The organism is Nocardia jiangxiensis NBRC 101359 (assembly GCF_000308615.1).
Taxonomy (GTDB): Bacteria; Actinomycetota; Actinomycetes; order Mycobacteriales; family Mycobacteriaceae; genus Nocardia; species Nocardia jiangxiensis.
The window spans coordinates 146,981-168,888 of sequence record NZ_BAGB01000040.1 but is presented as its reverse complement, the minus strand read 5'-3'; the positions used below and the strand labels follow the sequence as shown (position 1 = coordinate 168,888).

Sequence of the window (21,908 nt, the reverse complement as noted above, 5' to 3'; positions counted from 1 at the left end):
GCGTGAAAGACAAGCGTTGCGGTGACGACACCTTCGAGCGAAGCACACGACACCCGGGCAGGACGGCCCCGGATGGCCTGTCCCGCACCGCAGGACGTCAGCCCAGCGGGGCCATCCACGGGACGGCGTTGTCTTTGAACGACTGATGCTCGGGGACGAGTGCGGAGTGGTCGTCGAGCGCGAATATCGTGACGCCGACATTGCCCGGGACGTCACCGCGTGAGGCCACGCTCGCGCCGCAGTCGGGGCAGAAGCCGCGTTCGATCGCCGGATGCGTCTCGGTCGCGGGATACGTCTGGAACCACCGCGGCTCGCCGCCGGGCCCGGTCCAGCCGAATCCTTTCTCCGGAAAATCGACCCATGCGATCACCGGGGCGCCCGAAAGTCGCTGGCAGTGCGGGCATGAGCACAGGTGCGGGAAGTCCGGCTCGCCGGTCGCGGAGAACCGGATATTGCCGCATACACAACCGCCGTTCACATCACTCCTCGGTCTCGAGCATCACGCGCGAATGAGTCGGTCCGCTCGCGCTTCCGACACCCGGAGGTGTTGGAAGCGCAATCGGCATACAGCCTCCTCGTCGACGCCCCCGAGCAGGCACCGACCCACTCTGTCACAGAGTCGACGACGAGTCGGCTTGCTCAGTGCAGAGATGTGAGAAGGAGACCGGGAGTCGACCGGGGATCAGTGTTGTGGTGACGGCGGTTGCTGCTGACCTGACGAGGCGGGTGGTGGCGTGGGGGTCGAGGCGGCCGGCTGAGCCGGACCCGCTTGGACGGGCGGCTGGCTCGTCGACGGGGTGGCCGGGGTACTGCTCGGCTGTGGTGCGGCCGAAGGCTGGGCGGCGGAGTCCGGCTGCTGCGAGGCGGTCGGTGGGGTATCAGAGCCGGGGGGAGTGCCGAATGCACTGGGTCGCTGCAGGACTGTGGGTTCGGCTCCGGAATTCTGTGCCTGTCCGAAGGGGTTGGGCGGCTGAGGAATCGAGCCCTGGCTGTCGGCCGGAGTCGGAGGCTGCCGCAGGATCGTCGGATCCGCGGGCGGGGGCTGGGGCGCGTTGACGGCGGGCTGCTGCGGTGGCGGCGACGGGTACAGCGGCTGCCGAGGTGCCGACGGCTGTTGCAGTTGCGGTTGCGGCGCGAACCCGGGCTGAGGGTAACCAGCAGGCTGGTACGCGGGCTGCTGAGCATATCCGGCAGGGGGCTGCGGAGCGGGAAAACCGGTGGGAGGCTGCGGGTTCTGCGCCGGAGGCTGCGGCCATTGCGGCCCTTGCGCGACGCCGGGGTGCGGCTGTTGTGGCCAGCCTGGCGCCGCGGGAGCGCTCGGCTTGGCAGCAGATTGCGCTGCGTTCAAGCGAGAAGTCATGTACAGCAGGACGATCGCGGCAAGAGCGAAAAGCGTGGCCGGTACGGCCAGCCAGAACCGGTATTGGCCGTCGTCGTACGAGGAGGGGCCGACAGTGAGATTGCTGAACGGACCGATGAACGTCATACCGGCCGAGAGTGCGACAGTGAGACGAGCCACGGCGGGATTGCGGTTGAGCAGTGCCAGTATCGCACCACCCACCGCGGTCGTGACGAGGACGACCCACGTCAGCACATACCAGTCGGTCAACCAATCGGCGCCATCGCTGATGGACATCCGGATGATTCCGACGATCAGAGCCAGCACCACCAGACCCGAAGCCACGAGGGTCAATATGTCTCGCCGTGCGGCCGCACGCTGCGCGGGGAACGGCGAATTCGTCTGCCCCACAGAAGAAAAACCCGGCTGCGCGAGCGGCACACCCGGTTGCGCGGGCCACCCGTAACCCTGGGGCGGTGGCGACGGCATCGGCGCCGGGCCGGGGTGATACGGGTTGGCCATCGCTGAAACTCCCTGCTGTCGTGCGCAAATGCTGAAATCGGATCGCGATCAGCCTAAGGGGTGCGCGCACGTCCGGCAGCGTTACCGCGGTCCGGGCAACCCGCTGGGCCCGGCGACGACGTCGGTTACTGTTCCTGCGCCCACGGCGGAGGTGCGAGGCGTTTGGGCGGTGACTGCCGATGATCCAGATACGCCGGCGGCTGTGCTTCGTCCTCGGTATGTGGCGGCTGCGGCTCGCGCGGACCGGGCCGTTCGGCGGACGACACGTCGTGCAGTTGCGGACGCCGACCGTCCGGATGCGGCTGTCCGGGACCGGGTTGCGGCCATCCGGGAGCCGGTGCGGGATCGACCGGCGGCGGGGCGAGGAAGCCGCCGGGCTGACGCAGCACCGGCTGACGCGGAGCGAACTGTGCGGGAATGGGTTCGGTGCCCGGCGGTAGTCCCAGCGAGCCCTGCTGACCATCGTTCGGTGGGTACGGGCTGTTCTGCGGCGGTCCGAACGGCTGATGCACGGGCGTGCCGGGTTGCGGAGCGCCCTGATACGGGGGAGCGCCATCGCCGAATCCAGTGTGCGGCGGCGGGGACGGGACATCGGGACGTTGCGGCTCAGGCGGAGCGGGCGGCTGCGGCGCACCCGGATACCCCATGTTCAGCGGGGCGGTCTCGGGCGCATGCATATTCGGCGCGATGACATGTCCGGGGTGGAACGGCTCGCCGCTGGACGGCGGGAACGGCGGTGGCGTGCCGAACCCGTCGTGCCGCTCGGGTTCGACGTTCGCGGGATTGTGCTGCTGCGGTTCGACCACCGGCGGACCGGCTTGCTGTGGGTTCGCTGTGAAGTCCGGACGCGGCAGCACCGCGGTCGGCGGATCGACCGGCGGCACGGCGGGAATGCCATCGGTCGCGGCATGGAACAACGCCGGATCGGGTTGCGCGAACGGTTCGGTGGGCGGAGTCTGCGCCGCGGCGAACGGAACCTGCTGCGGCGCACCGCCCCCGGCGGGTTCGGGTTCGGCGGGCTGTGGCGCGAGACGTTCGGGCACATAGGGTTCCGGCGCAGGCGGCTGCGGTTCACCGGGCGGCGTGGGCTGCGGGTGCGGGGCCGATCCGGCCGGTCCGGACACGGCGAATTCGGGTTCGTGCTGCTCGGGTGGCATCGGAGGTTCAGAGGTGAACGCCTCGGCCGGACCGTTCCGCGGCCCCGATTCGGGCAGTGACATCTCCGGCAGTTGCAGCGACGAATATTCCTGCGTCGCACGCTCGCCGGGCACCGCGAACTCCTGCGCTGCCTCGGCCGTCGGACGGTCGGGAGCGGGCCGTGCGGGCTCGGGCCTGACGTGCTCGGATGGTTCCGGCGACGGCTCTGCGAGCAGCGGTTCGGGTGCGGACCGCGGTGGCGCGCCGAACGGTGAGCGCTGCGCCAGGGGAGGCAGCACATCCTCGTCGTCCGCTGCGGGAGCGCCGATCACACCGGCGCTCTGCTCGACCACGGGCGCGGACCGCGACGGCCCCTCCGCGCGACGCGACTGAGCGGGGTAATCGTCCTGGTAGCGAGGCGAATCGAAGTCCTCCTCGCGTCGGCGCGGGACGAATTCCTCGTCGAGATCCTGTCGCCGGTCGGCCGCGACGACCTGCTGCTCGGACGACCATGAGGCCCGGTACAGCGCGATGATCGCGATGGTGGTGGTCGCCACGATCGGAATCGCCGCCCACGTACCGTATTTGCCGATCACGTCGTCGACCGAACCTCCGGTGAGGTTCACCGCGTTGAACAGCAGCATCGCCCCGGCGCCCAGGGCGCCGGTGAGTCGGCCCACGGCCGGTTTCATCCCGGTCACCAGCATCGCCCCGGCGGGAATCGCGATGATCGCGGCCAGCAGCGAACCGAAATCGCGGGCCTGGATCTCGTAGCCGGGTTGCGACAGCCCCCACACCAATCTGCCCAGATAGGTCAGTGTGGCCAGCAGCAACATGACCGCCGCCAGCACATCGGCGAGCGAATGCCGCCGTCCCCGGGGCGGTTCCGGCTCCCGACCCCGACCGGGGTCCGGCGCCACCGACATGGGCCGATTTCCGGGCGGGTGCGGGTTGTCCATCGGTGAAACTCCCTCGTAGCTACGCGAACACTCGGTAGCCTATTGGATGCTGCCGCCCCTGGCATATCGCTGTATCCCCAGGAGCTCGATCACTCGTGCGGCGAATTCGAGCGTATGGGTGCGCGCGCCGTTGTGCATGCCGGGAAATTCGACGGCCTCGAGGCCGAGCCGCGCGGCGATCTGTGCCGCCGGTCGCGCGGGCAGCAGATGGCGCGAGTCGGCGCCCACGGCGAGTACGAGTCGATCGGCCAGCGTGGCCAAGGTCGCGAAATCGGGGATGTACGAGGTGAATTCGCACAACTCGTATTCCATCATGATGGGCGCGTTGACGGCCAGCCGTGCCCACATGGCGGTTTGATGTGGCGTGAGGTCGCTCGGTTCGGGGGACGGCGCCATCGCGCCGCCGATGCCGTCGAGGAATCGCCGTGACGCGGCGGCGATCCCGTCGGTGCGCGCGAGATGCGCGACCTCGGTCACGAAAGCCCGATGTTCCTCGGCGTCGGGCAGCACCGCGAAACAGGGCGGCTCGTGCGCGAGCAGTCCGCGCACCACGTCGGGATGACGCGCCAGCAGATCGAGCCCGACGATCGCGCCGTCGCTACCGCCGGCGACGTAGGCGGGCTCGTCGGTGAGGTGCCGCAGCAGCAGGTACGCATCCTCGCTCTGCACCCGCACATGCTGCTGCTCGGGCCGCTCGCTGTCGAGCGTGCTGCGCGAATACCCACGCGCATCCATCGTGACGACGGTGACGTGCGGTGCGAGCAGTTCGGCCATCTCATCGGACCCGTTGGCATCGCCCCCGCCGCCGGGCAGTATCAGCAGGACCGGGCCCGTCCCGCGGATCTCGTGGTAGATGGTGGCGCCGGGCACGGCGAAGGTATCGGATCTCATTGCAGCTGTGGGTCTTTCATCGTGATCGGCGGGCCGATCGCTCGGGGCCGCGGCGGCCGAACACGGCGCATCACACGGGTTGTTATCTAGCTTAGGATATTGCCTAATATGATTAGGATCAAGCGGGAATGAGGTGCTGACGACGGTCATCCCCGCAAGAAGGTCGCGATGGAGATCCTGGATCCACGCGAATCACTCGATGCTGTGGGCGATTTCGTGTGTCGGCTGATACAACCCGATCGGTCCGGCCCCCGGGACGATCAGTGCGGTGCGCAGCCCCCAGCGCTCCTGGGTGACCTCCCCGGTGAACTCGACGCCCTTTGCCCGCAACTCCTCGACCGTCGCGGTGAGGTCGTCGCACATCAGGTACAACTCGCAGCGCCCGCTGTCGGGGGCCTCGGCGGGATGGACCGCGAGCTCGGCCGGGGGTGAGCGGAAGATCAGCCAGCCGTGCCCAGCGTCCACGTGGGCCAGGCCGAGAACGTCGCGGAAGAATTCGCGGGCGGCTTCGGGATCGGCCGCGTGAATGATGGTGTGCGCACCGTTGATCATGTATCGAGGCTATCGCCGGAGGGCACTGCGGTGACCGGAAGTCTCGGTGGACCACGCCGATGAATTCCGGAGACTGGGGGAGTCCACATCGAGGACCGGTTCGATCTCTTGGAGGATTCGATGAGCATTCCCGTCACCGCGGGTACCCTCGCCGCGCCGGATGTGCGGCTGTACTACGAACTGCGCGGCAGCGGACCGCTCGTGGGGCTGGTGGGTTCGCCGATGCACGCCGCGCCGTTCGCGGGATTGGCCGAGCAGCTGGCACGGGAGTACACCGTGCTGACCACCGATCCGCGCGGGCATTTCGGCAGTGCGCTGAACGACCCGGAAGCCGATTCGACCCCCGAACTGCGCGCGCAGGATCTGGCTCGGCTGTTGCGGCACATCGCCGCCGGACCCGCCGTCGTGCTCGGATCCTCCGGCGGCGCGATCACCACACTGGCACTGCTGCAGTCCGCCCCGGAGCTGGTGTCTCTCGCCGTGGCCCACGAGCCACCGCTGGCCGAACTACTGGACGACCGGCCCGCCATGCGTGCCCGGCGCAAGGATATTGTGGCCACCTTCCGCGAGGACGAGATCGCCGGGATCCGAAAGTTCTTCTCCTACGCCGAACTCGAACTTCCCGAGGACCGATTCCAGCAGATGTTCGGGAACCGGGCGCCCGCGGACATCGCCAACGACCGCTACTTCTACCTGCACGAGTTGGAAGGCACCTCGGGCTGGCAGCCCGACCTGGACGCTCTGCGCGGCGTGCGGGACCGGCTCGTCATCGGTATCGGCGAGGCGTCCGCGGGTGTGTTCTGCGATCGAACCTCCCGCGCGCTGGGCGCCGAACTCGGCATCGAACCGACCCTGTTCCCCGGCGGCCACGTCGGATTCGTGGAGAATCCCGCGGTGTTCGCCGCCCGGCTGCGCGAGGTCGTGGGCTGAGGATCGCGGATCAGCGCACGAATTGTGTTGCGCGATCGGCGATATCGAGCACCGATTGCGGCAGGATGCCCAGGACCAGGGTCGCCGCGGCGGTGAGCGCGACCACCGTGCTGGTGATCGGCGATGCCACGATCTGCGGGGCGTCCTCGGGCGGGTCGGTGAAGAACATCAGCACGATGACGCGGATGTAGAAGTAGGCGGCGATCGCACTGCAGACCACGCCCACGATGACCAGCCACGCGTAGCCGCCGGTCGCCGCGGCCTGGAACACCGCGAACTTGCTGACGAACCCGCTGGTGAGCGGAATGCCCGCGAACGAGAGCAGGAACAGCGCGAAAATAGAGGCCAGCCACGGGGATCGGCGGCCCAGCCCGGCCCACGCCGACATCGCGGTGGCCTCGTCGCCGACCCGGTCACGCACCAGCGTCACCACCGCGAACGCGCCGGTGGTGCTCAGGCCGTAGGCGATCAGATAGAACAGCACCGAGGACACGCCTTCGCTGTTCGCCGCGACCAGCGCGACCAGGATGAATCCGGCGTGCGCGACCGAGGAATAGGCGAGCATGCGTTTGACGTCGGTCTGGGTGATCGCCATGACCGCGCCGACGGCCATGGTGGCCACCGCGACCGCGGCCAGGATCGGCCGCCACGTCTGGCCCAGCCCCGGCACCGCGACCATCAGCACGCGCAACAGCACACCGACGGCCGCGATCTTGGTGCCCGCAGCCATGAACGCGGTCACCGAGGTCGGCGCACCCTGGTACACATCGGGCACCCAGGACTGGAACGGCACCGCACCGATCTTGAACAGCAGCCCGACCGCGAGCATCGCAAGGCCCAGTACCGCAAGGGTTTTCGAACCCGAGTCCCGGCCCACCGCGTCGGCGATGCCCGCGAACCGCACGGTTCCGGCGTAGCCGTACAGCAGCGCCATCCCGTACAGGAAGAACGCGGAGGAGAACGCGCCGAGCAGGAAGTATTTCAGCGCCGCCTCCTGCGAGAGCAGCCTGCGGCGGCGCGCGAGCCCGCACAGCAGATACAGCGGCAACGAGAGCACCTCGAGCGCGACGAACGCGGTCAGCAGATCGTTGGACGCCGGGAACAGCATCAGCCCGCCGACGGCGAACAATGCCAGCGGGAACACCTCGGTGGTGGTGATTCCCGCACGCGCGGCAGCGATCTCGTCCGAGCTGCCCGGCGTCGCGGACGCCTGCGGGGTGAACGCGTCCACCGGCACCCGGGCTCCGGCGGCCAGGGCGGCGGTGCGACTCCAGGTGCCCGGCCCCTCACGGCGTGTGCGGCCCAGCCGGGGTTCGATGCCGCGTTCGGCCATCAGCGCCATGCCGAACAGGGCGGTCACCAGGATCGTGCCCTGCAGTACGAGGGTGACGTTGTCGATGGCGACCGCGCCGACCACGGCGGTGCTGTGTGTACCGGCCAGGCCGATCACCATGACCAGGGCGACCACGAGTCCGGCCGCGCCCAGCAGCAGTTGCAGCACGTAGCGCCACGAGCGCGGCGCGAATGCCTCCACCAGCACCGCCACGACGGCGACGCCGAACACGACGAGCATCGGTGACAGATCACGGTATTCGATCGGGGGTGCCGGAACCGTCGCGGCGAGAAGGGAACTCACGGGTGTGTACCTCCGTTCGCGGCGGCCGGTCCGGTGGCGGCGTGCGCCCCTTCGGCCGGCCGGGGACTTCCGGCGGATCTGCTGTGCTCGGATGTGGCCTGCGGTACCGCGGGCGCGGGATCGTGCGCCCCGATCGTGCTGAGCGTGCCCGCGACGGCCGGATTGATCCGGTCCAGCAGGGGTTTCGGGTAGGCGCCCAGGAACAGCAGCGCCGCGATGAGCGGCACCACGACCACGAGTTCGCGTGGCAGCAGATCCCGGACTCGCTCGTTGCCCTCCTTGACCGGGCCGGTCATCATTCGCTGGTACATCCACAGCACGTACAGCGCGGCCAGGACCAGTGCGCTGGTGGCGAAGATCGCCGCGACCGGGTATCGGGTGAATGTGCCCACCAGGACCAGGAATTCGCTGACGAACGGCGCCAGGCCCGGCAGCGAGAGGGTGGCCAGGCCCGCGATCAGGAACGTCCCGGCCAGGACCGGTGCCACCTTCTGCACCCCGCCGAAGTCGGCGATCAGGCGAGTTCCCCTGCGCGAGACCAGGAATCCGGCGATCAGGAACAGTGCCGCGGTGGAGATGCCGTGGTTGACCATGTACAGCGTCGCACCCGAACCGCTCTGGTTGGTCATCGCGAAGATGCCCAGGATGATGAATCCGAAGTGCGAGATGGAGGTGTAGGCGATCAGGCGCATCACGTCGCGTTGTCCGATCGCCACGATCGCGCCGTACACGATCCCGACCACGGCCAGCACACTGATCAGTGGCGCATAGGTTTTCGAGGCGTGCGGGAACAGCAGCAGGCAGTACCGCAGCATGCCGAAGGTGCCGACCTTGTCGACCACCGCCATCATCAGCACCGCGCTCGAGGGGGTCGCCGAGACCGCCGCCCCGGGCAGCCAGGTGTGCAGCGGCCACAGCGGGGCCTTGACCGCGAAGGCGAACAAGAATCCCAGGAACAGCCCGTTGAGCACCGCAGGCCCTGCGCCGAGCTGTCCGGTCGCGGCGGCTTGGACCACGGCCCGGAAATCGAACGTCCCGCCGGCTCCGCCGAGGTGCTGGCGGGCGGTGAGCACGTAGAGTCCGATCACCGCGGCGAGCATGATCAGTCCGCCGAACAGGTTGTACAGCAGGAACTTCACCGCCGCGCGCGAGCGGGCGCGGCGCAGTTCGGGATCGGCGCCGTGTGGTCCGAAGCCGCCGATGAGGAAGTACATCGGGATCAGCATGACCTCGAAGAACACGTAGAACAGCAGGATGTCCAGCGAGACGAAGGACACCAGCACCATCGACTCGACCACAAGCGTCAGCGCCACGTAGATGTGCGCCACGCGCCGGCCGCCGCCGGCTTCGTCCTCGTCACGCCATCCGGCCACGATCAGCAGCGGCACCAGTCCTGCGGTCAGCAGGACCAGAGCCAGGGCGATCCCGTCGAGTCCCAGGGTGTATCCGGCCCCGAAAGCCGGTATCCACCGGTGTGATTCGACCATCTGATACTGCGGTCCGCCGGGGGTGAACCGTGCCGCGATCACGATCGCGATCACCAGCGTGGCCACCGCCACCAGCAGCCCGGTCGCCCGTGCCGCGGTCCGCCAGGCGCGCGGCACCGCCACCACCACGATCGCGCCGACCAGCGGCAGCACCCACAGAGTCGTCAGCCAGGGATAGTTCACATCGACCTCACCGTGAGCAGGGCGGCGACCACCGGGGCCGCACGGGTGAACATGGACGGGGCGCTCATATCAGACTCACCGCCAGCAGGGCCACGACCACCAGGGCCGCGCCGGCGAACATGGACAGCGCGTACGAGCGCACGAAACCGGTTTGCACGCGCCGGATCCGGGTGGAGGCCGCGCCGATGACGGTGGCCGTGGAGTTGACCAGGCCGTCGATGCCGCGGGTGTCCAGGAACACCAGCGAGCGGGTCAGCCGGGCGCCGGGGCGCATGAACGCGGCCTCGTTGACCGCGTCGCCGTACAGGTCGCGGCGGGCCGCAACGGTGAGCGCGGACACCGGCACGGGTGCGGTTTCGGGGACGGGACGTTGCCCGTACTGGCGGTAGGCCAGCACCACACCGGCCGCGACGACCAGCAGTGCCAGCACCGTGACCACCCAGGAGGGCATGCCGCCTTCGGAATGCCGCTGTCCGACAACGGGTTCGAGCCAGTTCTGCAGCGAGGACCCGAACACGAACACGCCGCCGGAGAAGATCGAGCCCAGCGCGAGCACGATCATCGGACCGGTCATGGCGACGGGTGATTCGTGCGGGTGGGTCTCGGGCCGCCAGCGGCGCTTGCCGAAGAATGTCAGCAGCATCACCCGTGTCATGTAGAACGCGGTGATCCCCGCACCCAGCAGCGCCGCGACGCCGAGGGTGACTCCGCTCGCGCCGCCGTACCCGAACGCGGCCTCGATGATGCGGTCCTTGGAGAAGAAGCCCGCGAAGGGCGGCACCCCGATGATCGCCAGGTATCCCAGGCCGAAGGTGACGAAGGTGATCGGCATGAGCACGCGCAGCCCGCCGTAGCGGCGCATATCGGTTTCGTCGTTCATCGCGTGCATCACCGATCCCGCGCCCAGGAACAGTCCGGCCTTGAAGAATCCGTGGGTGAGCAGATGCATGATCGCCACCGCGTATCCGGCCGGGCCCAGGCCCGCGGCCAGGACCATGTACCCGATCTGGCTCATGGTCGAGGCGGCCAGGGCCTTCTTGATGTCGTCCTTGGCGCAGCCGATGATCGCACCGAACAGCAACGTCACCGCGCCAACGATCAGCACGCCCGCGCGAGCGCCGGGGGCGAGGTCGAAGATGGCGTGCGAGCGGGCGATCAGGTACACCCCGGCGGTGACCATGGTGGCTGCGTGGATCAGCGCGGAGACCGGGGTCGGGCCCTCCATCGCGTCCCCGAGCCAGGACTGCAGCGGCACCTGCGCGGATTTACCGCACGCGCCCAGCAGCAGCAACAGCCCGATCGCGGTCAGTGTGCCCTGTCCCGCGTGCGGCGCACCGCCGAACACCTGCCCGAAATCGAGTGAGCCGAAGGTGGCGAACATGACGAACAACGCGATCGCCAGGCCCATATCGCCGACCCGGTTGACCACGAACGCCTTCTTGGCAGCGGTCGCGGCCGAGGGCTTGTGATACCAGAACCCGATCAGCAGGTAGGACGCCAGACCCACGCCCTCCCAGCCCAGATACAGCACCAGATAGTTGCCCGCCAGGACCAGCACCAGCATCGCGGCCAGGAACAGGTTCAGGTAGGCGAAGAAGCGCCGCCGCCCGGGATCGTGCGCCATGTAGCCGACCGAGTACAGGTGGATCAGCGATCCGACGCCGGTGATCAGCAGCGCGAAGCAGATCGAGAGCTGATCGAGTTGCAGGGTGAAGTTCACCTGCAGTCCGGCCGCGGGCACCCAGCTGAAGAAGTCGTGCGAGACCGCGCGGGTGGCATCGGAGCGGCCGAGCATATCGACGAAGGCCCACACCGCGATCGCGAACGAACCCAGTGCGGCGAGCAGGCCGAGCCAATGTCCCCAGGCGTTGCTCACGCGCCCGGCCAGCAGCAGGATCACCGCACCGGCCAGCGGGATCGCGGGCAGGAGCCACAGCATCTGCGTGGTATCCATATCAGTACTTCAGCAGGTTGGCGTCGTCGACCGAGGTCGAGCGGCGGGCGCGGAAGATGGTCATGATGATGGCCAAGCCGATGACGACCTCGGCCGCGGCCACGACCATCGTGAAGAAGGCGAAGACCTGACCGTCGAGGTTGCCGTGTTCGCGGGCGAAGGTCACGAAGGTCAGGTTCACCGCGTTGAGCATCAGCTCGATGCACATGAACACCACGATCGCGTTGCGCCGCACCAGAACTCCGGCCGCACCGATGGTGAACAGCAGAGCCGAGAGATACAGGTAGTTGTCCGGATTCACCGCAGAGCCTTTCTGGTCAGCCGTGCGTGGGGGCGTCGTTGCCGGAGCCGTTCCCGTTTGCGGGGCGGGCGTTGTCGTCCGAGTCGGTCAGGCCCACGCCGATGGCCGCGGCCTCGGTGTGGGCGCGGTTGCGGCGGTGGCGCAGCACGGTGCTGACCGACAGTTCGGCGAACGAGCCGTCGGGCAGGCGGGCGGGGACGTCGACCGCGTTGTGCCGGGCGTACACGCCCGGGGTGGGCAGCGGGGTGACCCGATCGCCGCGGCGCACCCGGCGCTGGGACATCTCGCGCTGGTCGGTGCGCGGCCCGAACCGTTCGCGGTGCGCGAGCACCATCGCGCCGATGGTGGCGGTGATCAGCAGTGCGCCGGTGAGTTCGAACGCCCACACGTACCGCACGAAGATCAGTTCGGCCAGTTCGCCGATGGTGTCCTGGGCGAAGCCGGGTCCGGTGCCGGCGACCGAATGATCGCGCATGCCGCGCGAGATCGCGGCGATCAGGATCAGCCCGAAGCCGATGCCGACCACCAGGACAGCGATGCGATGCCCGCGCAGTGTTTCGCGCAACGATTCGGAGGAGTCGACCCCGACGAGCATCAGCACGAACAGGAACAGCATCATCACCGCGCCGGTGTAGACCACGATCTGCACCACGCCCAGGAACAGGGCATTCTCGGCGATGTAGAACACCGACAGGGTGATCATGGTGCCCGCCAGGCACATCGCGGCATGCACAGCCTTGCGCGCGGTCACCATGCCGACCGCGCCGACGACCGAGACCACCGCCAGCACCCAGAACAGCACCGCTTCACCGGTGGAGGCGCGTACCGGGTGCGCGGCCAGCGGAATCTGCTGGGTGGCCGAAACCAGTTGTGTCGCCAGGATGGTCATCGCGAACCTCCTTCGGGTCCGGTACGCGGTGTAGCTGTAGCGCCGCGATGTGTCGCCGGAGTCATCGCAGGGCTCCTTCGGTGTGAGCCGCGGGCGCCTGGTTCGGGTCCTGTCCCGCGGCAAGACTGCCGAGCACATCGACGGTGCCGAGGTAGTAGTCCTGTTCGGTGGTGTCGGGGACCATCGCGTGCGGCGGGAGGGTCATGCCGGGCTCGAGTGGGGCCAGCAGCCGGTCCTTCTCGTAGATCAGGTCGGCGCGGTTGTCGTCGGCGAGTTCGTATTCGTTGGTCATCGTCAGCGCGCGGGTGGGGCACGCCTCGATGCACAGTCCGCAGCCGATGCAGCGCAGATAGTTGATCTGGTAGACCCGGCCGTACCGTTCGCCGGGGGAATAGCGTTCGGTCTCGGTGTTGTCCGCGCCTTCGACGTAGATCGCATCCGCGGGGCACGCCCACGCGCACAGTTCGCAGCCTATGCATTTCTCCAGCCCGTCGGGGTGCCGGTTGAGCTGGTGACGGCCGTGATAGCGGGGCGCGGTGGGGACTTTGACCTCGGGATAGAACTCGGTGTTGGGCTTTTTGAACATGGTCAGGAAGGTGACCGCGAAACCGCCGAACGGTTCGAGCAGACCGGGTTTCGGACCGCGCGGGGGCGGGGTCGTGGGCATCGGCGGGACCGGGAATCCGGCGTATTCCGGTGTGGGATGCGCGGATTCGGTGCGGGCGGGCCGGTCGTTGCCGCGCAGTCCGGCGCGCACCACCGCCGCGAGCAGCAGCAGGGTCAGCACGATGCCGCCGATCACCAGTCCGGCGGTCTGTACGTGATATCCGTTGTCCTGCAGCACTTTCAGTACGGCCACGAACATCACCCACAGCAGCGAGGCCGGGATCAGCAGCTTCCAGCCCAGATTCATGAACTGGTCGTAGCGCAGCCGCGGCAGCGTGCCGCGCAGCCAGATGAACACGAACAGGAACACCCACACCTTCGCGGTGAACCACAGCAGCGGCCACCAGCCCGAATTCGCGCCCGCCCACAGGCTCAGCGGGAACGGGGCGTGCCAGCCGCCGAAGAACAACGTGGTCGCCAGCGCCGAGACGGTGCCCATGTTGATGTACTCGGCCATCATGAACATCGCGAATTTGAGCGAGGAGTACTCGGTGTGGAATCCGCCGACCAGTTCGCCCTCGGCTTCGGGCAGGTCGAACGGGGCTCGGTTGGTCTCGCCGACCATCGAGACCGCGTAGATCACGAACGAGGGCAGCAGCAGGAACACATTCCAGGTGCCGTACTGGTACGCGACGATGCCGGAGGTGGACATGGTGCCGGTCAGCAGGAACACCGCGGCGAAGCAGGCGGCCATGGCGATCTCGTAGGAGATCACCTGCGCGGTCGAGCGCAGCCCGCCCAGCAGCGGATAGGTCGAACCAGAGGCCCATCCGGCCAGCACGATCCCGTAGACCCCGACCGAGGCCATCGCCAGGATGTACAGCACCCCGACGGGCATATCGGTCAGCTGCAGCGGAGTGTGGGTGCCGAAGATCGACACCTGCGGCCCGAAGGGCATCACCGCGAACGCCATCACCGCCGGAATCAGCGAAATCACCGGCGCGAGAATGAATATCGGCTTGTCCACGATGGCCGGGACGATGTCCTCCTTCAGGAGCATCTTGACCCCGTCGGCGATGGACTGCAGCGTCCCGTTCGGGCCGACGCGGTTCGGGCCCACGCGCATCTGCATGAACGCGACGATCTTGCGTTCGGCGTAGACGCCCAGCATCGGGATCAGCAGCAGGAAGATGAAGATCGCGACACATTTGACGATCACCAGCCACCACGGGTCGTGCCCGAAGGCGGTCAGGTCGGTGCTCGCCGCGGTCGATGCGGCTACGAACTCATTCACGGTGGTCCTCCCGTCGGATCCGCACCAGGTGCCCGGGGGTGACGGCGAGGTGTTCGTACACCGCCGAACCGGGCGAGTTCAGCGGCAGCCACACCACCCGGTCGGGCATCTCGGTGACGACCAGGGGCAGGGTGAGGTGGCCGTGGTCGGTGCTCACGTGCACCGGATCGCCTGTGGCGGCCCCGATTGCGGCCGCGGTGTCGTGCGAGAGCCGCACCACCGAGGGGCGCGCGGTCCCGGCCAGGTGCGCTTCCCCGTCCTGCAGGCGGCCGCGATCGAGCAGCATGCGCCATCCGGCCAGCACCGCGGTGCCGGGTGTGCGTTCGATGACCGGTTCGGGCATCGTGTCCGGTCCGGTGGCCGGTGGTCCGTCCCAGGTGCCGAGGTTCGCCAATTCCCTACGGGCCGAGGCGATATCGAGCAGGCCCAGCCGCACGCCCATCTCTTCGGCGATGGCGTGCAGGACGCGATGATCGGCCAGCGGCGCGGACTGCCTGCGCACGGTGGGATCGGCCAGGGCGGCGTCGAATTCGCGGGCGCGGCCCTCCCAGGTCAGGAAGGTGCCCGCCTTCTCCATGGCGGTGGCGACGGGGAACACGACGTCGGCGCGGTCGGTGATCTCGCTGGTGCGCAGTTCCAGAGCCACCACGAAGCGGGCGGCGTCGATGGCCGCGAGTGCCGCGCGGGGGTCGGGCAGGTCGGCGACCTCGACTCCGCCCACGACCAGCGCTCCGAGTGCGGCGGCGTCGGCGAGGATGGCGGCGGTGTCACGCCCGGGCGCGGCGGGCAGTTCGTCCACGTCCCATGCGGTCTTGACCTGTTGGCGCGCACGGGAATCGGCGACCGGACGTCCGCCCGGCAGCAGGCCGGGCAGCGCTCCGGCCTCGAGTGCGCCGCGCTCGCCCGCGCGCCGGGGCACCCACGCCAGTGCCGCGCCGGTGTCGTCGGCCAGTCGCGCGATCGCGGTGAGCGCGCCGGGGACCGTGGCGAGGCGTTCCCCGGCCAGGATCACCGCGCCGGGCACGCGCAGCAGCTCGGCTGGCGCGTCCAGCTCGGCGGGACCGTCGCCGATGCGCAGCGCCTCGAGCAGGCGCGGCTCGTCGCCGGGCACCGTGGCAATCAGCGTGCCCGCCATCCGTTCGAGCCCGCGCGAGGCGTACGCGGCCAGCGAGTACACCGGAAGTCCGTGTTTGCGTGCGGCTTTGCGCAGCCGCACGTACACCATCGGCGATTCCTCTTCGGGCTCGAATCCGGCCAGCAGCACCACCGGCGCGGTCTCGAGGGCGGCGTAGTCCACGCGCATGCCCTGTCCGGCGATGCGGGCGGCCAGGAACCGGGTCTCCTCGGCCGAATGGGCGCGGGCCCGGAAGTCGATATCGTTGGTGTCCAACGCGATTCGCGCGAATTTCGAATACGCGTAGGCGTCCTCGAGGGTGCTGCGGCCGCCGACCAGCACACCGGCGTTACCGTGTGCGGAGGCCAGGCCCTCCGCGGCGCGGGCCAGCGCCTCGGACCAGGATGCCGGGGCCAGGGTGCCGTTCCAGTCGCGCACCAGCGGTGTGGTGAGGCGATCGGGTTGGGTGGCGTAGCTGAACGCCCAGCGGCCCTTGTCGCAGTTCCATTCCTCGTTGACCTGCGGGTCGTCACCGGCCAGGCGGCGCAGCACGGTGCCGCGGCGGTGGTCGGTGCGCTGGGCGCAGCCCGAGGCGCAGTGCTCGCACACCGCGGGACTGGAGACCAGGTCGAAGGGCCGGGCGCGGAAGCGGTAGGTGGTGCCGGTGAGTGCGCCGACCGGGCAGATCTGCACGGTGTTGCCGGAGAAGTAGGAGTCCAGGGGTTCGCCGTCGGCGATGCCGACCTGTTGCAGCGCACCGCGATCCATCAACTCGATGAACGGATCCCCGGCGACCTGCTGGGAGAAGCGCGTGCAGCGCGCGCACAGCACACAGCGTTCGCGATCCAGCAGCACCGCGCTGGACAGCGGAATCGGTTTGGGATACGTACGTTTGACGCCTTCGAAGCGGGATTCGGCGCGTCCGTTGGACATCGCCTGGTTCTGCAACGGGCATTCCCCGCCCTTGTCGCACACCGGGCAGTCCAGTGGATGGTTGATCAGCAGCAGTTCCATCACCCCCTCCTGCGATTTGCGCGCGACGGGAGAACTGAGCTGGGTGCGCACGATCATGCCCTCGGTGACCGGAATCGTGCAGGACGCCACCGGCTTTCGCTGTCCTTCGACCTCGACGAGGCATTGGCGGCACGCGCCGACGGGGTCCAGCAGCGGATGGTCGCAGAATCGGGGGATCTGGATGCCGACCAGTTCCGCCGCGCGGATCAGCAGCGTCCCGGCGGGCACGCTGAGGGTGGTGTCGTCGATGGTCAGGCTCACCAGATCCGCGGGGGTGACGCCGCTGGTGTCGGTGGGGACCGTGGCGGTCATCGCGCGCCTCCTCGTTCAGCGATGGCGGTGTCGGCGGTGGCCCACGCGGTGCTGTGGGCCGGGTCGAACGGGCAGCCGCCGCGCAGGTGCTGCTCGTATTCCTCGCGGAAGTACTTCAGGGAGGAGAAGATCGGGCTCGCCGCGCCGTCGCCCAGGGCGCAGAACGACTTGCCGTTGATGTTGTCGGCGATGTCCAGGAGTTTGTCCAGATCCGCGCCGGTGCCGTGGCCGGTTTCGATGCGTTCGAGCAGCTGCACCAGCCAGTAGGTGCCCTCGCGACAGGGCGTGCATTTGCCGCAGGATTCGTGGGCGTAGAACTCGGTCCAGCGCAGCACCGCCCGCACGATGCAGGTGGTGTCGTCGAAGATCTGTAATGCCTTGGTGCCCAACATGGATCCGGCCGCGGTGACGTTCTCGTAGTCCAGTGGCACGTCCAGGTGTTCGGCGGTGAACAGCGGGGTGGACGATCCGCCGGGCGTCCAGAACTTCAGGGTGTGCCCGGCGCGCACGCCGCCCGCGTACCCGAGCAGCTCACGCAGCGTGACACCCAGCGGGGCCTCGTACTGGCCGGGCCGGGTGACGTGTCCGGACAGCGAGTAGAGGGTGAATCCGGGCGAGCGTTCGGAACCCATGGTGCGGAACCAGTCGACGCCGTTGCGGATGATCTCCGGCACGCTGGCGATGGATTCGACGTTGTTGACCACGGTCGGGCAGGCGTACAGGCCCGCCACGGCCGGGAACGGCGGACGCAGCCGGGGCTGGCCGCGGCGGCCCTCGAGCGAGTCCAGCAGTGCGGTCTCCTCACCGCAGATGTACGCGCCGGCGCCGGCGTGCACGATCAGGTCCAGGTCGTAGCCCGAGCCGAGGATGTCGTGTCCGAGGTAGCCCGCGGCGTAGGCTTCCGCGACCGCGACCTGCAGCCGCCGCAGCACGGGCACGACCTCACCGCGCACGTAGATGAACGCCTGCGCCGCGCGGATCGCGTACGCCGCGATGATGACGCCCTCGATGAGCACGTGCGGGGTCGCCAGCATCAGTGGCATGTCCTTGCAGGTGCCCGGTTCGGACTCGTCGGCGTTGACGACCAGATAGTGCGGTTTGCTCGTGCCGTCCGGGCCGGGGCCCTGCGGGATGAATCCCCATTTCATGCCAGTGGGGAAGCCCGCGCCGCCGCGCCCGCGCAACCCGGAGTCCTTGACCGTGGAGATGACCTCGTCCGGTTCCATGCGCAGTGCCTGGGACAGTGCGCGGTAGCCGTCGTGGCGGCGGTAGGTGTCCATCGTCCAGGACTGCGGTTCGTCCCAGTAGCGGGTCAGTACGGGTGCCAGGCTCACCGGTCGCTCCCGTTCGATGCGGCCGAATCGTGTTGCGGCGGTGATTGTTCGATGCTGCGCGCGACCTGTAGTCCGGCCAGGGTGGGCGCGCCGGGCTCGCCGTCGGTGGCTCCGGGACGTTCGTCCGGGAATCCGGCCAGCACGCGGGCGGTCTCGCGGAACGTGCACACCGGCAGGCCGCTGCGCGTTCCGGTGACCGGTTCGCCGGCGCGCAGCGAATCCATCAGGGCGCGTGCGGATTCGGGAGTCTGGTTGTCGAAGAACTCCCAGTTGACCATCAGCACCGGTGCGTAGTCGCAGGCGGCGTTGCATTCGATGTGCTCGAGGGTGATGCTGCCGTCGGTGGTGGTCTCACCGTGCCGCACACCCAGATGCTCCTGCAGCGTCGCGAGGATCTCGTCGCCGCCCAGCACCGCGCACAGCGTGTTGGTGCACACCCCGACGTGGTAGTCCCCGGTCGGGCTGCTGCGGTACATCGAATAGAAGGTGGCCACCGCGGTCACCTCGGCGTCGGTCAGCCCCAATTGCTCTGCGCAGAAACCGATTCCGGTGCCCGAGACGTATCCTTCCACGCTCTGCACCAGGTGTAGCAGCGGCAGCAGTGCCGAGCGCGACTGCGGATAGCAGTCCAGGATGGTCTTGGCGTCCGCGGCCAGGCGGTCGTGCACCTCGACCGGATACGGGATCGGTTTGGTGGTCAGTTTCAGCATGATTCGGCTCATCGGTCCACACCGCCCATCACCGGGTCCAGACTCGCCACCGACGCGATGACGTCGGCGACCATGCCGCCTTCGCACATCGCGGCCACGGCCTGCAGATTCGTGAACGAGGGGTCGCGGAAGTGCACCCGGTGCGGACGGGTGCCGCCGTCGCTGACCATGTGCACGCCGAGTTCGCCGCGCGGGGATTCGACCGCGCAGTACACCTGCCCCGGAGGCACGCGCATCCCCTCGGTGACGAGTTTGAAGTGGTGGATCAGCGCCTCCATGGAGGTGCCCATGATGGTGCCGATGTACTCGGGGGAGTTGCCCAGCCCGTCCGGGCCCAGGGCCAGGTCCGCGGGCCAGGCGATCTTCTTGTCCGCCACCATGATCGGGCCGGGCCGCAACTTGTCCAGGCACTGCTCGACGATCTTGAGCGATTCGCGCATCTCGTTGACCCGGATCAGGTAGCGGCCGTAGCAGTCGTTGCCGGTGTCGGTCATGACGTCGAACTCGTAGTTCTCGTATCCGCAGTACGGCTGGGATTTACGCAGGTCGTGCGGCAGTCCCGTGGCGCGCAGCACCGGGCCGGTGATGCCCAGGGCCATGCATCCGGCCAGATCCAGGTAGCCGACGTCGCGGGTGCGGGCCTTCCAGATGGGGTTCTGGTTGAGCAGCAGTTCCATATCGCGCAGCCGTTTGGGCATGAGCGCCAGCAGATCTCGGATCTTGGCCACGCCGTCCTCGGGCAGGTCCTGGGCCAGGCCGCCGGGACGGATGTAGGCGTGGTTCATGCGCAGGCCGGTGATGGTCTCGAAGATGTCCAGGATCAGTTCGCGTTCGCGGAATCCGAACAGCATCGGGGTCAGCGCGCCCAGTTCCATGCCGCCGGTGGCCAGGGCCACCAGATGTGAGGAGATCCGGTTGAGCTCCATGAGCATCACCCGAATCACGTTGACGCGCTCGGGAATCGCCTCGGTGATGTCGAGCAGTTTCTCCACCGCCAGGCAGTAGGCGGTCTCGTTGAAGAACGGCGAGAGGTAGTCCATGCGGGTGACGAACGTGACGCCCTGCACCCAGCTGCGGAATTCGAGACTCTTCTCGATGCCGGTATGTAGATAGCCGATGCCGCAGCGGGCCTCGGTGACGGTCTCGCCCTCGATCTCCAGGATCAGCCGCAGCACACCGTGGGTGGAGGGGTGCTGCGGGCCCATGTTGACCACGATGCGTTCCTCGGCCGCGCCGTCGAGGGCTTCGCGCACATCGTCCCAGTCCTGCCCGACGACGGTGATGGTGGTTTCTCCCGGCTGCTGTTCGCGCCGCGTATCCGTCTCGCTCATCAGTTGTACGTCCTCCGCTCGTCGGGCGGCGGGATGCGCGCGCCCTTGTACTCGACCGGGATCCCGCCGAGCGGGTAGTCCTTGCGCTGGGGGTGTCCGCGCCAGTCGTCGGGCATCTCGATGCGGGTCAGCGAGGGGTGACCGTCGAACCGGATGCCGAAGAAGTCGTAGGTCTCCCGCTCGTGCCAGTCGGTGGTGGGATACACCGAATACAGCGACGGGATGTGCGGATCGTCGTCCGGCGCGGCCACTTCCACGCGCAGTCGCCGGTTGTGGGTGATCGACATCAGGTGGTAGACCGCGTGCAGTTCGCGCCCGGCGTCGTCGGGGTAATGTGCTCCGCTCACGCCCAGGCACAGCTCGAAACGCAGCGGCCCCGCGTCGCGCAGGGCCTGCGCGAGGGCGGGCAGGCGTTCGCGTCGCACGTGCAGGGTCAGCTCGTCGCGGAAAACCACGACCTTCTCGATCGCGGCGGTGAAGCCCTCGTCGGACAACGCGTGTCGTAGTTGGTCGATCAGCTCGTCGAAGTAGCCGCCGTAGGGCGGGGGTGTGCTGCCGGGCAGGCTCAGGGTGCGGATCAGGCGGCCGTAGCCGGAGGTGTCGCCGCTGCCGGTGACTCCGAACATGCCGCGCCGCACGCCGATCACCTCCTCGCCCGCGGGTTCGGGCGGGGGTGTCGGGGTGGGCTCGGATCGTTCTGTGCTGGAAGGGGTGTCGTTCACCGCGGCCTCCGGTGTGCGCTCGCTGGTGCCGGGGGAGTCGAAGGTCATCGCAGCAGCCCCTTGAGTTGGATGGTCGGGGTGACCGCCAGGGCCGCGGCCTCGGCGGCGCGCACGGCCTCCTCGCGGTTCACCCCGAGGGGCATGTGCTGGATCTGCTCGTGCAGGGTGAGGATCGCGTGCAGCAGCATCTCCGGGCGGGGCGGGCAGCCGGGCAGGTAGATGTCCACGGGCACAACGTGATCCACGCCCTGCACGACGGCGTAGTTGTTGAACATCCCGCCCGAGGAGGCGCACACGCCCATGGCCAGAACCCATTTGGGCTCGGTCATCTGGTCGTAGACCTGGCGTAGCACCGGGGCCATCTTCTGGCTGACCCGACCGGCGACGATCATCAGATCGGCCTGCCGGGGCGAGGCGCGGAACACCTCCATGCCGAATCGGGCGCTGTCGAATCGGCCCGCGCCGGTGGCCATCATCTCGATCGCGCAGCAGGCCAGCCCGAACGTCGCGGGCCACAGCGAGCCCTTGCGCATATATCCGGCGAACTGTTCGACCGTGCTCAGCAGGAATCCGCTCGGCAGTTTCTCTTCCAGACCCATCTCGGACCGACTCGCTTCCGTCCTCGAAACCCTCGCTCCGGTGTGGACCGGAGGCGGGTTTGCCGTTCCGTGTGCTTGGTGGTGTACCTCGG

At 68.5% G+C, this 21,908-nt stretch carries 18 protein-coding genes; 1 reads left to right on the top strand and 17 read right to left on the bottom strand.

All coding sequences use genetic code 11. The features are described from left to right. Positions 1–97: 97 nt before the first annotated feature. The 5 genes from ON40_RS13190 to ON40_RS13170 all read right to left on the bottom strand — a co-directional run bounded on the left by ON40_RS13190 (position 98) and on the right by ON40_RS13170 (position 5,400). Positions 98–478, bottom strand: a complete 381-nt coding sequence (locus tag ON40_RS13190) for a GFA family protein (RefSeq protein ID WP_051193054.1) — start codon at positions 476–478, stop codon at positions 98–100. 204 nt (positions 479–682) lie between these two features. Next, complete coding sequence (locus ON40_RS13185; RefSeq protein WP_157186285.1) at positions 683–1,861, bottom strand: hypothetical protein; 1,179 nt, start codon at positions 1,859–1,861, stop codon at positions 683–685. Positions 1,862–1,986: 125 nt separating this feature from the next. Further along, a complete protein-coding gene (locus ON40_RS53190) occupies positions 1,987–3,957 on the bottom strand; it encodes a hypothetical protein (protein ID WP_169541856.1) in 1,971 nt (656 codons plus the stop codon). Between the two features lie 39 nt (positions 3,958–3,996). Continuing rightward, positions 3,997–4,848: an alpha/beta hydrolase gene (locus ON40_RS13175; protein ID WP_040822165.1), complete on the bottom strand. Its 852-nt coding sequence runs from the start codon at positions 4,846–4,848 to the stop codon at positions 3,997–3,999. A gap of 192 nt (positions 4,849–5,040) precedes the next feature. Then, positions 5,041–5,400, bottom strand: coding sequence for a VOC family protein (locus ON40_RS13170; protein ID WP_040822164.1), 360 nt, complete (start codon positions 5,398–5,400; stop codon positions 5,041–5,043). 120 nt (positions 5,401–5,520) lie between these two features. Here ON40_RS13170 and ON40_RS13165 point away from each other — a divergent pair, with 120 nt between their 5' ends. Continuing rightward, positions 5,521–6,330, top strand: a complete 810-nt coding sequence (locus tag ON40_RS13165) for an alpha/beta hydrolase (protein ID WP_040822163.1) — start codon at positions 5,521–5,523, stop codon at positions 6,328–6,330. Between the two features lie 10 nt (positions 6,331–6,340). Here the strand turns inward: ON40_RS13165 and nuoN are convergent, their stop codons facing one another. From nuoN to ON40_RS13105, 12 genes are all read right to left on the bottom strand, one after another. Beyond that, positions 6,341–7,903, bottom strand: a complete 1,563-nt coding sequence (gene nuoN, locus ON40_RS13160; RefSeq protein ID WP_085997711.1) for an NADH-quinone oxidoreductase subunit NuoN — start codon at positions 7,901–7,903, stop codon at positions 6,341–6,343. Between the two features lie 59 nt (positions 7,904–7,962). Beyond that, the gene (locus ON40_RS13155) at positions 7,963–9,636 is read right to left on the bottom strand and encodes an NADH-quinone oxidoreductase subunit M (protein WP_083895613.1); all 1,674 of its coding nucleotides are present in this window, start codon (positions 9,634–9,636) and stop codon (positions 7,963–7,965) included. A 64-nt stretch (positions 9,637–9,700) separates the two neighbouring features. Further along, positions 9,701–11,590, bottom strand: a complete 1,890-nt coding sequence (nuoL, locus tag ON40_RS13150) for an NADH-quinone oxidoreductase subunit L (protein ID WP_040822161.1) — start codon at positions 11,588–11,590, stop codon at positions 9,701–9,703. Position 11,591: 1 nt separating this feature from the next. Beyond that, a complete protein-coding gene (gene nuoK, locus ON40_RS13145; protein ID WP_040822160.1) occupies positions 11,592–11,891 on the bottom strand; it encodes an NADH-quinone oxidoreductase subunit NuoK in 300 nt (99 codons plus the stop codon). A 16-nt stretch (positions 11,892–11,907) separates the two neighbouring features. Further along, positions 11,908–12,780, bottom strand: coding sequence for an NADH-quinone oxidoreductase subunit J (locus ON40_RS13140; protein WP_051193053.1), 873 nt, complete (start codon positions 12,778–12,780; stop codon positions 11,908–11,910). 61 nt (positions 12,781–12,841) lie between these two features. Then, positions 12,842–14,680, bottom strand: a complete 1,839-nt coding sequence (gene nuoH, locus ON40_RS13135) for an NADH-quinone oxidoreductase subunit NuoH (protein WP_051193052.1) — start codon at positions 14,678–14,680, stop codon at positions 12,842–12,844. Continuing rightward, positions 14,673–17,120, bottom strand: a complete 2,448-nt coding sequence (locus ON40_RS13130; RefSeq protein ID WP_040822159.1) for an NADH-quinone oxidoreductase subunit G — start codon at positions 17,118–17,120, stop codon at positions 14,673–14,675. The genes nuoH and ON40_RS13130 overlap by 8 nt, the downstream gene beginning before the upstream one ends. Further along, positions 17,117–18,454: an NADH-quinone oxidoreductase subunit NuoF gene (nuoF, locus tag ON40_RS13125; RefSeq protein ID WP_040822158.1), complete on the bottom strand. Its 1,338-nt coding sequence runs from the start codon at positions 18,452–18,454 to the stop codon at positions 17,117–17,119. Before nuoF ends, ON40_RS13130 begins: the two co-directional genes overlap by 4 nt. Next, positions 18,451–19,176 carry an NADH-quinone oxidoreductase subunit NuoE gene (gene nuoE, locus ON40_RS13120; protein WP_040822157.1) on the bottom strand — a complete coding sequence of 242 codons (726 nt, stop codon included), beginning with the start codon at positions 19,174–19,176 and terminating at the stop codon, positions 18,451–18,453. The genes nuoF and nuoE overlap by 4 nt, the downstream gene beginning before the upstream one ends. Next, on the bottom strand, positions 19,173–20,495 hold the full coding sequence (gene nuoD / locus ON40_RS13115) for an NADH dehydrogenase (quinone) subunit D (protein ID WP_040822155.1): 1,323 nt from the start codon (positions 20,493–20,495) through the stop codon (positions 19,173–19,175). The genes nuoE and nuoD overlap by 4 nt, the downstream gene beginning before the upstream one ends. Continuing rightward, positions 20,495–21,265 carry an NADH-quinone oxidoreductase subunit C gene (locus ON40_RS13110; protein WP_083895612.1) on the bottom strand — a complete coding sequence of 257 codons (771 nt, stop codon included), beginning with the start codon at positions 21,263–21,265 and terminating at the stop codon, positions 20,495–20,497. The genes nuoD and ON40_RS13110 overlap by 1 nt, the downstream gene beginning before the upstream one ends. Continuing rightward, positions 21,262–21,816 (bottom strand): NuoB/complex I 20 kDa subunit family protein, encoded by a 555-nt coding sequence (locus ON40_RS13105; protein WP_040822153.1) that lies wholly within the window; start codon positions 21,814–21,816, stop codon positions 21,262–21,264. The genes ON40_RS13110 and ON40_RS13105 overlap by 4 nt, the downstream gene beginning before the upstream one ends. Positions 21,817–21,908: the final 92 nt, after the last annotated feature.

Bases quoted from the DNA above. Each gene is read 5' to 3' on its own strand.
- ON40_RS13185 (WP_157186285.1), bottom strand. From the start codon at position 1,861: ATGGCCAACCCGTATCACCCCGGCCCGGCGCCGATGCCGTCGCCACCG.
- ON40_RS53190 (WP_169541856.1), bottom strand. From the start codon at position 3,957: ATGGACAACCCGCACCCGCCCGGAAATCGGCCCATGTCGGTGGCGCCG.
- ON40_RS13175 (WP_040822165.1), bottom strand. From the start codon at position 4,848: ATGAGATCCGATACCTTCGCCGTGCCCGGCGCCACCATCTACCACGAG.
- ON40_RS13170 (WP_040822164.1), bottom strand. From the start codon at position 5,400: ATGATCAACGGTGCGCACACCATCATTCACGCGGCCGATCCCGAAGCC.
- ON40_RS13165 (WP_040822163.1), top strand. From the start codon at position 5,521: ATGAGCATTCCCGTCACCGCGGGTACCCTCGCCGCGCCGGATGTGCGG.
- nuoN (WP_085997711.1), bottom strand. From the start codon at position 7,903: ATGCTCGTCGTGTTCGGCGTCGCCGTCGTGGCGGTGCTGGTGGAGGCA.
- nuoL (WP_040822161.1), bottom strand. From the start codon at position 11,590: ATGGATACCACGCAGATGCTGTGGCTCCTGCCCGCGATCCCGCTGGCC.
- ON40_RS13140 (WP_051193053.1), bottom strand. From the start codon at position 12,780: ATGACCATCCTGGCGACACAACTGGTTTCGGCCACCCAGCAGATTCCG.
- ON40_RS13130 (WP_040822159.1), bottom strand. From the start codon at position 17,120: ATGACCGCCACGGTCCCCACCGACACCAGCGGCGTCACCCCCGCGGAT.
- nuoE (WP_040822157.1), bottom strand. From the start codon at position 19,176: ATGAGCCGAATCATGCTGAAACTGACCACCAAACCGATCCCGTATCCG.
- nuoD (WP_040822155.1), bottom strand. From the start codon at position 20,495: ATGAGCGAGACGGATACGCGGCGCGAACAGCAGCCGGGAGAAACCACC.
- ON40_RS13110 (WP_083895612.1), bottom strand. From the start codon at position 21,265: ATGACCTTCGACTCCCCCGGCACCAGCGAGCGCACACCGGAGGCCGCG.
- ON40_RS13105 (WP_040822153.1), bottom strand. From the start codon at position 21,816: ATGGGTCTGGAAGAGAAACTGCCGAGCGGATTCCTGCTGAGCACGGTC.